At 68.4% G+C, this 12385-nt stretch carries 14 protein-coding genes and 1 tRNA gene; 7 read left to right on the top strand and 8 right to left on the bottom strand.

All coding sequences use genetic code 11. From position 1 onward, the window contains the following. Nucleotides 1-569 precede the first annotated feature (569 nt). Nucleotides 570-929, top strand: coding sequence for a hypothetical protein (locus tag ACIA79_RS17680; RefSeq protein WP_399429196.1), 360 nt, complete (start codon nucleotides 570-572; stop codon nucleotides 927-929). Between the two features lie 291 nt (nucleotides 930-1220). Here ACIA79_RS17680 and ACIA79_RS17675 read toward each other — a convergent pair whose 3' ends face one another. The 5 genes from ACIA79_RS17675 to ACIA79_RS17655 all read right to left on the bottom strand — a co-directional run bounded on the left by ACIA79_RS17675 (nucleotide 1221) and on the right by ACIA79_RS17655 (nucleotide 4783). Beyond that, nucleotides 1221-2717 (bottom strand): DEAD/DEAH box helicase, encoded by a 1497-nt coding sequence (locus ACIA79_RS17675; RefSeq protein ID WP_399429195.1) that lies wholly within the window; start codon nucleotides 2715-2717, stop codon nucleotides 1221-1223. Nucleotides 2718-3042: 325 nt separating this feature from the next. Beyond that, a complete protein-coding gene (locus ACIA79_RS17670; protein WP_010351538.1) occupies nucleotides 3043-3246 on the bottom strand; it encodes a cold-shock protein in 204 nt (67 codons plus the stop codon). A 394-nt stretch (nucleotides 3247-3640) separates the two neighbouring features. Next, on the bottom strand, nucleotides 3641-3904 hold the full coding sequence (locus ACIA79_RS17665) for a hypothetical protein (protein WP_399429194.1): 264 nt from the start codon (nucleotides 3902-3904) through the stop codon (nucleotides 3641-3643). Between the two features lie 86 nt (nucleotides 3905-3990). Beyond that, entirely contained in the window at nucleotides 3991-4197 is a 207-nt protein-coding gene (locus ACIA79_RS17660) for a hypothetical protein (RefSeq protein WP_399429192.1), read from the bottom strand. 22 nt (nucleotides 4198-4219) lie between these two features. Then, nucleotides 4220-4783 carry a DUF5994 family protein gene (locus ACIA79_RS17655; RefSeq protein ID WP_399429191.1) on the bottom strand — a complete coding sequence of 188 codons (564 nt, stop codon included), beginning with the start codon at nucleotides 4781-4783 and terminating at the stop codon, nucleotides 4220-4222. A gap of 258 nt (nucleotides 4784-5041) precedes the next feature. Between ACIA79_RS17655 and ACIA79_RS17650 the strand changes: the two genes are divergently transcribed. Further along, nucleotides 5042-5566, top strand: coding sequence for a DUF5994 family protein (locus ACIA79_RS17650; RefSeq protein WP_399429190.1), 525 nt, complete (start codon nucleotides 5042-5044; stop codon nucleotides 5564-5566). A 188-nt stretch (nucleotides 5567-5754) separates the two neighbouring features. Continuing rightward, entirely contained in the window at nucleotides 5755-6519 is a 765-nt protein-coding gene (locus tag ACIA79_RS17645) for a YhjD/YihY/BrkB family envelope integrity protein (RefSeq protein ID WP_399429189.1), read from the top strand. A gap of 330 nt (nucleotides 6520-6849) precedes the next feature. On the opposite strand, the gene ACIA79_RS17640 is transcribed toward ACIA79_RS17645, so the two are convergent. Next, nucleotides 6850-6923 (bottom strand) — tRNA-Gly (locus ACIA79_RS17640). 222 nt (nucleotides 6924-7145) lie between these two features. Between ACIA79_RS17640 and ACIA79_RS17635 the strand changes: the two genes are divergently transcribed. From ACIA79_RS17635 to ACIA79_RS17620, 4 genes are all read left to right on the top strand, one after another. Further along, nucleotides 7146-7319: a hypothetical protein gene (locus ACIA79_RS17635; RefSeq protein ID WP_399429188.1), complete on the top strand. Its 174-nt coding sequence runs from the start codon at nucleotides 7146-7148 to the stop codon at nucleotides 7317-7319. A 72-nt stretch (nucleotides 7320-7391) separates the two neighbouring features. After that, a complete protein-coding gene (gene dcd, locus ACIA79_RS17630) occupies nucleotides 7392-7967 on the top strand; it encodes a dCTP deaminase (protein WP_399429187.1) in 576 nt (191 codons plus the stop codon). Between the two features lie 2 nt (nucleotides 7968-7969). Beyond that, complete coding sequence (locus ACIA79_RS17625; protein WP_031072364.1) at nucleotides 7970-8467, top strand: phosphoribosyltransferase; 498 nt, start codon at nucleotides 7970-7972, stop codon at nucleotides 8465-8467. A 127-nt stretch (nucleotides 8468-8594) separates the two neighbouring features. Further along, entirely contained in the window at nucleotides 8595-10061 is a 1467-nt protein-coding gene (locus ACIA79_RS17620) for a hypothetical protein (protein ID WP_399429186.1), read from the top strand. A gap of 78 nt (nucleotides 10062-10139) precedes the next feature. On the opposite strand, the gene ACIA79_RS17615 is transcribed toward ACIA79_RS17620, so the two are convergent. Next, on the bottom strand, nucleotides 10140-11054 hold the full coding sequence (locus ACIA79_RS17615) for a Yip1 family protein (RefSeq protein ID WP_399429185.1): 915 nt from the start codon (nucleotides 11052-11054) through the stop codon (nucleotides 10140-10142). 368 nt (nucleotides 11055-11422) lie between these two features. Further along, the coding region (locus ACIA79_RS17610; RefSeq protein WP_399429184.1) for a (Fe-S)-binding protein at nucleotides 11423-12385 on the bottom strand (963 nt) is incomplete at its 5' end.

Here is a 12385-nt window from a genome sequence, read left to right as displayed (position 1 = left end):
CCGTTCTTCCTCTGCAGCAGCTCACTCACTTGCCGCGAACTGCACCTGCGGAACTACTCGTACTGCTTGTGGCAGCCCCTGATCACTGCGGGCCACCCGGTCCGGTCGTCAGTCCCGTCGCCGTCATGCAACACCGTGGCTTCGGAACTCCACCACCGGACCGTCCTGCAACTGCGTCTATTACGGCCTGCAGTTCATCTCTGCCGGGCCTTGCTCGATCTCGGCTACGACAGAAACCATACCCACATGGCAGTCGAATGTCTACTGTGGTCACAGTAGATTTTCTGTCCGGGTGATCAGATGGTTCTCGTGTCCGCTGAGTGACGCAGCGGGGCCTATGTGTCCGGCCGGAGCACCCCCGTAGGCCGGCCCGGTGCGGAGCGGGCCGTTGCTCCGGAAGCCTGACGTCGCGGTTCGGCCGTGTCCGAGCCGGTCAGCACGTCATGCGGCCGTGGGGGTGGCGCCCGCGCGCGATCCGGCGTGCCACCGGCGGGACGGTCAGCGCCGATCTCGGCTGCCGATGCCACCGCTTGAGGTGGCCGGACGACCGGCGAATACAATCGGCTCTTATGTCCAAGCCTGATGAGTTGCTCGTCGCCATCGCTGCCAAGGTCGAGTCCGGACAGAGCAACCAGATGTCCTTGACCGTGGTCGCAGGTGGGGCTGTCATCACCGGTCGGCTGGCTCCCGAAGCCGTGTGGCGGCAGCGCGTGTCAGAGGTACTGGCGGACTCGGCCCGCCTCGGCGAGTTCGCCGGCGCCTTCGCCACGGCGGCACCGAAGGAAGGTCCCCCGACCCATCTGCACTTCCACGTCGCCCGGATCCTGCAGGGCACGGTGGGGATCCCGGAGACGGGTGGGATGTACCGCGTCTCGATCGAGGATGTCAGCGCCTGGACCGCGGGCGACTTCACCTATTCCGACCACTGAACCGCCCCCCACCGCGGTCAGCGGAGCCGAGGGCATACGTCGGGCCCGACCGAAAGGCACCGGTCGGGCCCTGCTTGCTGTTCAAATGTGGCTTGCGCCTGCGTGCCGGCCAGGCCGACGTGGGGGTGCCGAGCAGGGCGGAGCCTGCTGGATCAGGCCGGCGGCGGTATGCCGAGCAGGGCGGATGCCCGCCGGTCAGGCCGGCGCAGCTCCGCCGTGGCTCCCTCCTCCGCCGTGCGAGGCACGGCGCCGGACGCCACTCCCTGACCCGGCCTGATCCGAACGAAAGACCTACGCGGCCGGGCCCGAGGCGGACCGCCGCTGGCCGGTTCCGCGCTTCGCCTGCGCCGACCGGCTGCGCCGCCCGCGGGAGGCGGCGTCGCGCTTGGGGCGTTCGGCCACGGGCGCTGTGATGACGACCGGGATGCCCGAAGGAGCCTGGGCACCGGTGATACGGCTCAGTTCGGCCTCGCCGGAGCGGACTTGGGTGATCCGCGGGCGGATACCGGCATCCGACATCAGGCGCATCATGCCGCCTCGCTGGTTCGGGGTGACGAGGGTGACGACGCTGCCGGACTCGCCGGCGCGGGCGGTACGGCCGCCGCGGTGGAGGTAGTCCTTGTGGTCGGTCGGCGGGTCGACGTTGACGACGAGGTCGAGGTTGTCGACGTGAATACCGCGAGCGGCGACGTTCGTGGCGACCAGCACGGTGACGTGCCCGGTCTTGAAGTGCTCCAAGGTACGCGTGCGCTGGGGCTGCGACTTGCCGCCGTGCAGCGCGGCCGCCCGTACGCCGTGGCCCAGCAGGTCCTGGGTGAGCCGGTCGACGGCGTGCTTGGTGTCCAGGAACATGATCACGCGGCCTTCGCGGGCGGCGATCTCGGTCGTGGTGGCGTGCTTGTCGGCGCCCTGGACATGCAGCACGTGGTGCTCCATCGTCGTGACCGCACCGGCCGAGGGGTCCACGGAGTGCACGACGGGGTCGGACAGGTAGCGGCGGACCAGCAGGTCGACGTTGCGGTCCAGGGTGGCGGAGAACAGCATCCGCTGCCCCCCGGGACGCACCTGGTCGAGCAGCGTCGTGACCTGCGGCAGGAAGCCCATGTCCGCCATCTGGTCGGCCTCGTCCAGCACGGTGATGCCCACCTGGTCCAGCCGGCAGTGGCCGCGGTCGACGAGGTCCTTGAGCCGGCCCGGGGTCGCGACGACGACCTCGGCGCCGCCTCGCAGCGCGCCCGCCTGCCTGCCGATCGACATGCCGCCGACGACCGTGGTCAGCCGCAGTTTCAGCGACCGGGCGTAGGGAGTGAGCGCGTCGGTCACCTGCTGCGCCAGCTCACGGGTGGGGACGAGGACGAGGGCGAGCGGCTGCCTGGGCTCGGCGCGCCGACCGGCGGTGCGCGCCAGCAGCGCCAGCCCGAAGGCGAGCGTCTTGCCGGAGCCGGTGCGGCCGCGTCCCAGTACGTCACGGCCCGCGAGGGTGTTCGGCAAGGTCGCGCCCTGGATCGGGAACGGTGCGGTCACGCCCTCGGCTCCGAGCGCGGTGAGCAACTGCTGGGGCAGGTCGAGATCGGCGAACGCCTCGACGGCGGGCAGCGCGGGGGTGATCGTCTCGGGGAGTGCGAACTCACCCTGGACCGCGCCGTTCCGGCGGCCGTAGCCACGGGAACGGCTCGCCCCGCCCGAACTGCTGCGGGCCGACGAGCCGAAGCGGCTGCCGCCCTGTCCGGAGCCGGCACGGCCATTACGGGTGCGGGAAAAGCGGTCGTTGGTACGTGTGCGGTTCATGCGGAACCTTCCTCGATACGGCGCATATCGAGGAATTTCCGCAGCGCATGAGCAGCGCGGAGAATTGCCGAAATGAGCCGATTGGAGCGCGAACGTGAATCCGGTCGGCGGGAATATCGCACGGCCGGAGGCGCTGGAAATGGGTGACGCGTTGTGGGCCTGAAGCCCGGGCGTCGACTGCGGAATGCAGCTGTGGGCATCCGCGTGCGGTGAGGTGCGACCCTCTCGCACCTTCTTCCCGCAGGCAAGACCACTGCGGGGATGCGTGCAGCTGGGGCCCGCACCCCGAAGGATGCGGGCCCCAGCTGAGTAGTACGCGTCAGCGTCAGGCGGGAACGATGTTCTCGGCCGTCGGGCCCTTCTGGCCCTGCGCGATGTCGAAGCTGACCTTCTGGCCTTCGAGCAGCTCACGGAAGCCCTGGGCGGCGATGTTCGAGTAGTGGGCGAACACGTCGGGGCCGCCACCGTCCTGCTCGATGAAGCCGAAGCCCTTTTCCGCGTTGAACCACTTCACGGTACCAGTGCTCATGTCATATCTCCTTCTGGGGCACATCGGGATCCGCACTGTGCGGACACCGTGTCGCCGCGATGATTACCCCACCCGGAAAATGACCGGAAATACAAAAGTGCTCCCAGCGGCCTAGAAGCCGGCTGGGGGCACTTGAAGTCTGGGAACCACAACTGCAACTGACATCGACAGTAGCACGCCGCAGCGCCCTGCCGGTTGTTCATCGTTTTCGCTCTGCCGTTGCGCCAGTAATACTCACCGGGGGGCCCGTGAAATCCTCACACCGCGGGAACAGATATCGCTCCATTGCGCCTAGAGCCTCGGGAAAGTGTGCCCGCCCGGCAGCAACGGGGCGCCCGTCCCCCGCCGCCGGAGCGAGGTGTCGCCTCGCCACAGGCGTCCACCTGCATACGCCTCAGGTTTCGTCCGTCCCCGTACGGTCGTCCTCGGACGACCGACTGGTGGACAGCCAGGAGCGCGCGGGCTCTGCCGCGTGGGTGGTGTCCACGGTGAGGTGGAGGCGGGTTCCGCCGTTCACGGTGTCGACGGGGTAGCTGCGCTGTTCGGTGGCGGCGAAGCAGCGACGGAGCACCTCCGCGACCTGCCGGGCAGTCTCGGGGGACGAGGCGACGATGCGCACGTCGGCGTGCCCGTGAGCGGGCAGTTCCGGTGACTTCATAGGGGCCTCGTCCATCGGGCAGACCTGTGGGGTGGGTGTGACGTCGTCGCGCCACGCCCACCGCGTCCGGTTGGGGAGTGCCGGTGTCAACCGCGGCCCCCGGCACCTTGCTCGCGGTCAGCGGCAGTGGGTGATCCGGCGGGTTCTTCCGGCCGTCGGTTCTTGCCGCGCAGCCGGCCGATTCCCGGCAGGGCCTCGCTGTAGCGGAAGGCCGCGATCCTTGCCTCGTGCTGTGCGTTGAGCCGGTGGATGAGGATCATTCCCGCGCCGATCATGGCGATGATCAGGACCACGGTGATGATGGTTCCCACGTCCTCACCTCCCTCCGGCGGAGTCGAGGAGCCCGACCGGGCTCCCGCCCGCCGAGCCCGCGCCGCCGTCGGTCTCCCAGTCTTCCTCCCGGCTTCGGGCATCCGTCCCTTCGCGGGCCGAGCCCTCGTCGGCCATGAGCTTGCTGGCGGTGAGCACGCCCCCCGGAGCGGCAGTGGCGGACATGAGCCGGGCGGCTGTGGCGGCATCGGCCTCCGGCGGGATCACCAGAAGGTCCATGCGGCCTTGGGCGTAGGAGAGGAGGATCAGCTTGTGCGGGTCCTGCTCGTCGGCGAACCAGCCCACGTGCACGGTGTGCCCGGTCACGGGCACCTTGCGCGGGATCACGGGCCAGTGGGAGGGGTTCACCGTGACACGGGTGACCCGGCCCCAGGCCGCGTCCAGCGCGTCCGTGAGGGCGGGGAGTTCACGGGAGAGGTCGCGGGAGCGGGGCCACCAGGCACCGTCCAGGAGACCTGGAACCGAGCCCACCGGGACCAGTGAGAGACGAACCGGTGACGAGGGCACGGGCCGCCCATTGAGGGTTGTACGTTCGATGGTCGCGGTCATCACGCGGACCTGTCTCCGGACTCGTCTGCGACGTCCCGGTGCTGTTGCTCGCCGAGAACGGCGCCGACATCGGAGCCGGCGTGCGAAGTGCTCCCGGTACCTCCACCCTACTCCGGACGACGGTCTGTGGACGGGCTTATGACCAGGCACTTTTCCTGAGGAGTGGGGCCTTGCGTGTAGCCGGTCGGAGTACCGTGAGAAGACGAGGTCACATTGTTCGGCGGAAGCGCCGAACCTCCGCAGACGGGCGGGCATCCCATGGCCGACTCCGACGACCCCCGCGTCTCCCATCTGCTGCCGGACGCGATTCACCAGGCCGTGAGGCCCGGAACGGTGCTATTGAGACTCGAGACGACTCACGCCCGCGAGGGAATCCTCGACGGCGCGTGGTGGCCGCGTTCGCGTGACATCGGCACCGAGCTTCCCGGCCTGATCAGCGCATTGACCGAGCATCTCGGCCCGGTCACGCGGGTCGGCTTGGACACCGGCGCCTGGGAGAAGTTGCCGACCCGTCTGATCATCGACGACCACATCGTGCACATCGACTCCTTCCCCGTCGGTGACGACACCGTCCTCATCACGCGCGGTGATCGGGACCACTTCTCCCTGCTCGTGGTCCCGCCGCACGCAACGCCTGACGCGGCACGCGCCGCGATGGCCAGAGCCGTACGGGCCGACAATGTCACCGAGGCCGAACAGATCCTCATCGACGCCGGAACGCACCGAGGACACGCGATTCCCGCCGAAGAGCCGCGGCCAGGCCAGGAGCGCCGCGAAAGGTAGAGGAAGCCGTCGGGCGGCACTGTGCGGCGTGTGGTGGCATCCCGTCAGCCGCCTCGTTTCACCCGGAAGCCAGCGCCACCACGCGCCGCGTCCTCGCGCGACATCGCTGTGGTCCGTGGTACTCGACAGGCATGCCAATCCCTTCCGGTTCCCCGGACCATGCCTCCCTGTACAGGCGGCTGCGCCGCATGATCCGCCGTTCGCCGGCAGGGCGCGGGTGGAGACGGGGCACCGATCTGGAACTGTTCCAGCATGCACTGGGCTTCGCGGCGCTTGGCTTCCTCACGCTGGTGCCACTGTTGCTCATCGTCTCCTCCGCTGATCCGCAGCACGGCCGGGGCTTCGCGCAGTGGCTGAGCGAAGGGCTTGGCGTCTCGGCGGCCTCCAGGGGACAGGTCGAGCGGCTGTTCACGCCCGCCGGCCAGGCGCTGCGGACGACGACCGCGTTCGGCATCGTCGCCCTCGCCGCTTTCGGGCTGAGTTTCTCCGCGGCTGTGCAGTCGGGCTTCGAGAAGGTCTGGGGTCTGCCCCCGGCCCGTTGGTGGGCCAGGTGGCGGCATGTGGTGTGGCTCGCCGTGCTCACCGGCTACCTCTTCGCCTCGGCCACGACGTTGCGGAGCCACACCCCGACGGGCGCGCTCATCGCAGTGGCCGGCGCCATCCTCTTCTTCTGGTGGTCGCAGCGGATGCTGCTTGGTGGGCGAGTCCGCTGGCGTGCCCTGTTGCCCGGCGCGGTGGCGACGGTGCTCGGGCTGCTGGGCCTCAGGGTCTTCTCCCAGCTTGTCTTCTCGCCCCTGATCGCCTCCAACACTGTCAGCTACGGCCCGTTCGGCACCGTCCTGGTCGTCCAGTCCTGGCTGATCGGTGTGGGCGTCGTCGTCTTCGGCGGCGTGCTCGTCGGCCGCCTGGTGCACGAGGAAATCGTGCGAGTGGCTCTGAAACGGCGCCATTGAACCGATCCCGCAAGGCCAGGCATCCGCAGATGGCCGCCATCCCATCGGAATAGGCCCTGCCGACCGGCTGGTGCTGGCAGGCATCCAATTCGCAAGTGACGGCGCGGACCTCAAGCAAGGTGCCCTGCCTTCACTGTGCCGCGCTGTACTCCGCTCGCCCGACGAGCTCCGGAACGGCAACCACGAGCTGGCGAGTGGCCTGCATCGGCTTGCGCGGCCCCGCTTGCCCGAAACGATGCCGAACAGCCATCTGGTGCGGACCTGGTGCGCGACGCCTAGCGCGGCCGGGCAGCAAGAAAGGGCCGTGGTTTCTGACCAGGACCTTTGTCATGGAGCGGGTGACGGGAATCGAACCCGCGCTCTGAGCTTGGGAAGCTCATGTTCTACCATTAAACTACACCCGCGAGGACGGGCCGGAGGACCGGTACCGCATCGTCGCTCACTGTACCTTATCGGCAGGCCCCCGGTGTATCGCGCCGCGGGGTCTTCGTGTTGTTCCCGGCCGGATCCGGGTACGGGCGGGGCGAGTTGAGGCGTACCGTGGGGGTGCGGAGTGCCGCCTGGAGCGGTGTCCCGTTGATCCCCTAATGTGGCTTTCTCGTCCACGCATTTGGGGAAGGGACTCGATGGACTCCATGGAGCGCACCGTCGTCCGCTGTGCCGAAGGGCACGTGTTCAGTACCGCTTCGTTCCCGATGCAGCAGCTCGGGGCCGGCCGGATCGGGCCCGGGCGGCTCCTGCGGTGTCCGCGCTGCGCACGGCTGCGGCACGCCGTGCCCGTGGTGCTCGAACGGCGCTAGCGAGCGAATGACGGAGGCGCGCGGAGTCCGTCCGATTGGGGCGGGCCCGCGCGCCCTGCGTATCCTCGGGGCGTGCTTCTCTCAGACAAGGACATCCGGGCCGAGATCGACGCCGGGCGGGTCCGCATCGACCCGTACGACGCCTCCATGGTGCAGCCCTCGAGCATCGACGTGCGGCTGGACCGCTACTTCCGGGTGTTCGAGAACCACCGCTACCCCCACATCGACCCCGCCGTCGAGCAGGCCGATCTGACCCGGCTGGTCGAGCCGGAGGGGGACGAGGCGTTCATCCTGCACCCCGGCGAGTTCGTGCTGGCGTCGACGTACGAGGTCATCTCGCTTCCCGACGACATCGCGAGCAGGCTGGAGGGGAAGAGCTCGCTCGGGCGCCTCGGGCTGGTGACGCACTCCACGGCCGGGTTCATCGACCCCGGGTTCTCCGGGCACGTGACGCTCGAGCTGTCGAACCTGGCGACCCTGCCCATCAAGCTGTGGCCGGGCATGAAGATCGGGCAGCTGTGCATGTTCCGGCTGAGCTCGCCGGCCGAGTTCCCGTACGGCAGTGAGCGGTACGGGTCGCGCTACCAGGGGCAGCGCGGGCCGACGGCCTCGCGGTCCTTCCAGAACTTCCATCGGACGCAGGTGTGAGCATGAGTGACGTACGGGAGAACCTGACCTACGACAAGTTCGGCACCGCGATCCGCGAGCTGGCGCAGACCATCGCCGACGACGGGTACGAGCCGGACATCGTGCTGAGCATCGCGCGCGGCGGCGTCTTCGTCGCCGGCGGGCTCGCGTACGCGCTGGACTGCAAGAACATCCACCTGGTGAACGTGGAGTTCTACACCGGCGTCGGTACCACGCTGGAGATGCCGGTGATGCTCGCCCCGGTGCCGAACGTGATCGACTTCAGCGACAAGAAGGTGCTCATCGCCGACGACGTCGCCGACACCGGCAAGACGCTGAAGCTGGTGCACGACTTCTGCCTCGGCGCGGTCGCCGAGGTCCGCAGCGCGGTCATCTACGAGAAGTCGCACTCGCTCGTGAAGTGCGAGTACGTGTGGAAGAAGACCGATGAGTGGATCAACTTCCCCTGGAGCGTGGAGCCGCCCGTCGTGAAGCGCGAGGGACAGGTCCTCGACGCCTGAATGCGTCGCCGCGCGCTGATGTGAAAGGCCCCCGCCGCGGCGGGGGCCTTCGCGTATCAGGGCCGGGGTTCCGTCGAACGGAGCAGCTCGCCGTGCACATGACCGGCGGGGGGCCGAACGTGGACGCATGAGCATACGGCCCTGGGTGATCGTGGAGCCGCCGGACAGTCGCGGTCTTCGCGCCATCACCATCCACGGCGAGAAGGCCGGCAGCGCCTGGTCCCTGCGCGAGCTGCGGACGGTACTCCGTCGCCTCGGCTACCCGGACGACATGGACCTGGACGATCCCTCGTGCGTCCTGTGGCGCGGCGGCGACAGCAACACATGGCCGGGTCAAGGCCGGAGCCGGCACGTGATCATGGCCCTCATGGCCCTCGGGCTGCTCGCCTCCCTGGGGCTGCACGTCTACATCGGCTGGCCGGACGCCCTCGGGGCGCTCACCTTCGCGCAGCGTCTGATCGGCGTCCTGTTCCTGCTGGCGGCGGCGGTGGAGGGCATAGCGACGCTCGCCGTCATCGACTACTGGGGCAGACGGCAGACGAGACTGTCCGGCGCGCTGGTTCTCATCGGCGTGCTGATCGCGTTGGCCACCACGAGCCTTCTGCTCTTCCTGTGGCTCGAGGAGCAGGAATTCATACGCGCCCTTCCCTTTTTCATTGCTCTGTGGCTGTGGTCGATCTGGGCCACTTCCGCCCTCATGCACCAGAAGGTGTGGAGGGGAATTCCGTACCCGAAGAGAATCGCCGCGGGGGTCACCGTCACGGCGCTCCTGTCCGCTGTCAGCCTCGGGTACTCGACCCTTTACGCTCCGACGGCCGTCCCTATGCACTTCGCTTTGAGGGCCGATTTCGGGAAGCCGCAGTCGCGTGCAGACCTGCCTTACATGCATGTTCCCGTGACGCTGTATGCGAAGAACGACGGGAAGATTCCGGTGTACATCGTCGTGGATGACTACAGCGTCTATGGATATTCGCCCCAATTCTCCAGCGATGGCCAGGGGATCGGGGAATGGAAGCAGTTCGAGGAATACTATGACAGTGTCGAGGCGGAGAGCTATGAAAGCAGCAAGGTAGCCGAGGTGATCGGGTCCGGCCAATTCCAGGGGCCTGGCACCGTCCTCGATGAGGGAGAAGAATTCAAGATGGAGAGGGTCCTCACGCTCCCCAAGGATACCGACATCGAGACGCTCGACGCAGTTTTGACGATCGCCGTTTTGAGGCAGGATAGGGGCAGGATAAATGACTATTCCTATGTTGCCAGGCCCTCCTGGCAAAAGAACCAGGGAAGGTATTACTGCCCGCCCAAGAAATGCAGGGAACTTTTGCAGTACCACGGCAGGGTGAGCTACAACAACAACCTGGTCAATGTCACGCGTAAGCCGAGATATGTCCTGGCCAGCTGGTCGCCGGAGGTCGGTGCCGACGTCTTCGTCTCCTCGTACGACTACAAGAAGAAGGGGATGTCGCTCTACGACGCCTACAAACAGCTTGATCTTAAGGACATGGACAGGGAGAGGAAGAGATACGGCCTCTGGTGGGTCGAGGTGAATTCCGAGGTGTCGGTCCACGGCCTGCTGAAGCAGGCCGAGGAGTGATCACCCGCGCAAAGAAAGGCCCCCGCCGCGGCGGGGGCCTTTCACGTACCGCGGAGCGCTACCCGGAGCGCGTACCGCTCAGAGCGTGCCGAGCTTCAGCAGTGACAGCAGGGCGATCAGCTGGATCGCCGAGGCGCCCAGGGCCTTGGGCCACGGCAGGTCGTGGGACTTGCTCACCATCGAGGTGAACAGCGCACCCGCCGCGAGCCAGGACAGCCAGCCGATGACCTGCACGAAGGAGTTCTCGCCGCCCAGGAACAGGGCGAACAGCAGCCGCGGCGCGTCCGTCATCGACATGATCAGCATTGACAGGCCGACCGTCGGCTGCCAGGCGCCGTCGCCGCCCAGCTGGCGCGCCAGGGTGTGCGTCACGGCGCCCAGGATCGCGCCACCGACGACGAACATGAGGCCGGTGACGAGCACGTACGGGATCGCCGTGGAGATCGTGGCGTTGATCGCCTCCTCGCGGGCCTGGTCGAACCCGAAGAGGGCCAGCAGCCCGTAGAGGAAGGTGACGACCAGCGCCGGCGCCCACACGGCGTGGTCGCGCATCTGCCAGAACGTCGGGCCGGGGCGCATCACGATGCCGCTGAGCAACTGCTTCCAGTGCAGGCGCGGGCCCATGGGCGCGGGGGCGGCGCCGGCCTGATAGGTGGCGCCGTCGCCGTACGCGTCGGGCCCGGCGGCGTACGCCTCGTCGTGGATGCTGAAGGCCCGCGTGTGGCCCGGTTGATTCGCCGCGTACGGGTCGTGCGCCGGCGGCGGGGCGGACTGCTGCGCGTACGGGTCGCCGAAGTACTCCGGCTCCCCGTGCTGCTGCCGGCCGTACTGCTGCGCCTGCTGCTGCTGCGCCTGCGACCACTGCTGCTGGGCGTACGGCGGGGGCGCCGCGCTGCCGTACGGCGCCTGATGGGGCGCCTGCTGCTGCGGTGCCTGCGGGTGTTGTTGCGGTGTGCGGTTGTCCCGGCCGCGTCCGATCCTGAATCCAGCCACCCCTTGAACGTACCGGCTCGCGCTGTGGGCGGCGTCCGGGGTGGGGCAACGGGCTTCCTTTGCTGCTGACCTGTGACATCCCCTAGGGGCCTTCTCCCGCCCGCGGCCGACGTGCTCCGGAGCCGGTCCCCCGCCGGTCAGACACGCCGTGGGGGCGGTCCTCCGCGGGGTGGTCCCCCGCGGGACGGACGTGTTCGGGGACCGGGCGCCGGCCGGGCGGAGACGTCGTACCCGCGCCGGGCGTACGGAAGCGGCCGGGCCCGCCCGCGTCGTACCCGCGCCGGGCATACGACAGCGGCCGGGCCCGCCCCCGAGGCAGGTCCGGCCGCTCGCGTCCGCTGGTACCGCTCCGCGCGTACCGCGTGGGGTCACTTCACCGGTTCGGGCTCCGGTTCCGTTTCGGAGGTGGTCTCGCCCGTGGGGTCGACCGGGGTCTTGACGGATTCCAGCAGGAGCTGGGCGACGTCGACGACCTGGACGGATTCCCTGGCGGTGCCGTCGTTCTTCTTGCCGTTGACGGAGTCGGTGAGCATGACCAGGCAGAAGGGGCAGGCGGTGGAGACGATGTCCGGGTTCAGGGACAGTGCCTCGTCGACGCGCTCGGTGTTGATGCGCTTGCCGATGCGCTCCTCCATCCACATCCGCGCGCCGCCCGCGCCGCAGCAGAAGCCGCGTTCCTTGTGGCGGTGCATCTCCTGCTGCCGCAGGCCCGGGACGGCCGTCATGATCTCCCGCGGAGGCGTGTAGATCTTGTTGTGGCGGCCCAGGTAGCACGGGTCGTGGTAGGTGATCAGGCCCTCGACGGGGGTGACCGGGATCAGCCGGCCCTCGTCGATCAGGTGCTGCAGCAGCTGGGTGTGGTGGATGACCTCGTAGTCACCGCCCAGCTGCGGGTACTCGTTGCCCAGGGTGTTCAGGCAGTGCGGGCAGGTCGCGACGATCTTCTTCGCCGACTTCGGTTTCGCCGACTCGGCGACCACCTTGCCCTCGTCGTCCGTCTCCTCGCCGAAGGCCATGTTCAGCGCGGCGACGTTCTCCATGCCCAGTTCCTGGAACAGCGGCTCGTTGCCCAGCCGGCGCGCGGAGTCACCCGTGCACTTCTCGTCCCCGCCCATGATCGCGAACTTCACGCCCGCCATGTGCAGCAGCTCGGCGAACGCCTTGGTGGTCTTCTTCGCCCGGTCCTCCAGCGCACCGGCGCAGCCCACCCAGTACAGGTAGTCGACCTCGGACAGGTCCTCGATGTCCCTGCCGACCACCGGCACCTCGAAGTCGACCTCCTTGGTCCACTCCAGGCGCTGCTTCTTCGCCAGGCCCCAGGGATTGCCCTT

This window comes from Streptomyces sp. NPDC051310 (genome assembly GCF_044455245.1).
Taxonomy (GTDB): domain Bacteria; phylum Actinomycetota; class Actinomycetes; order Streptomycetales; family Streptomycetaceae; genus Streptomyces.
The sequence above is the reverse complement of the archived record's forward strand: the minus strand, read 5'-3'. Positions and strand labels throughout refer to the sequence as shown.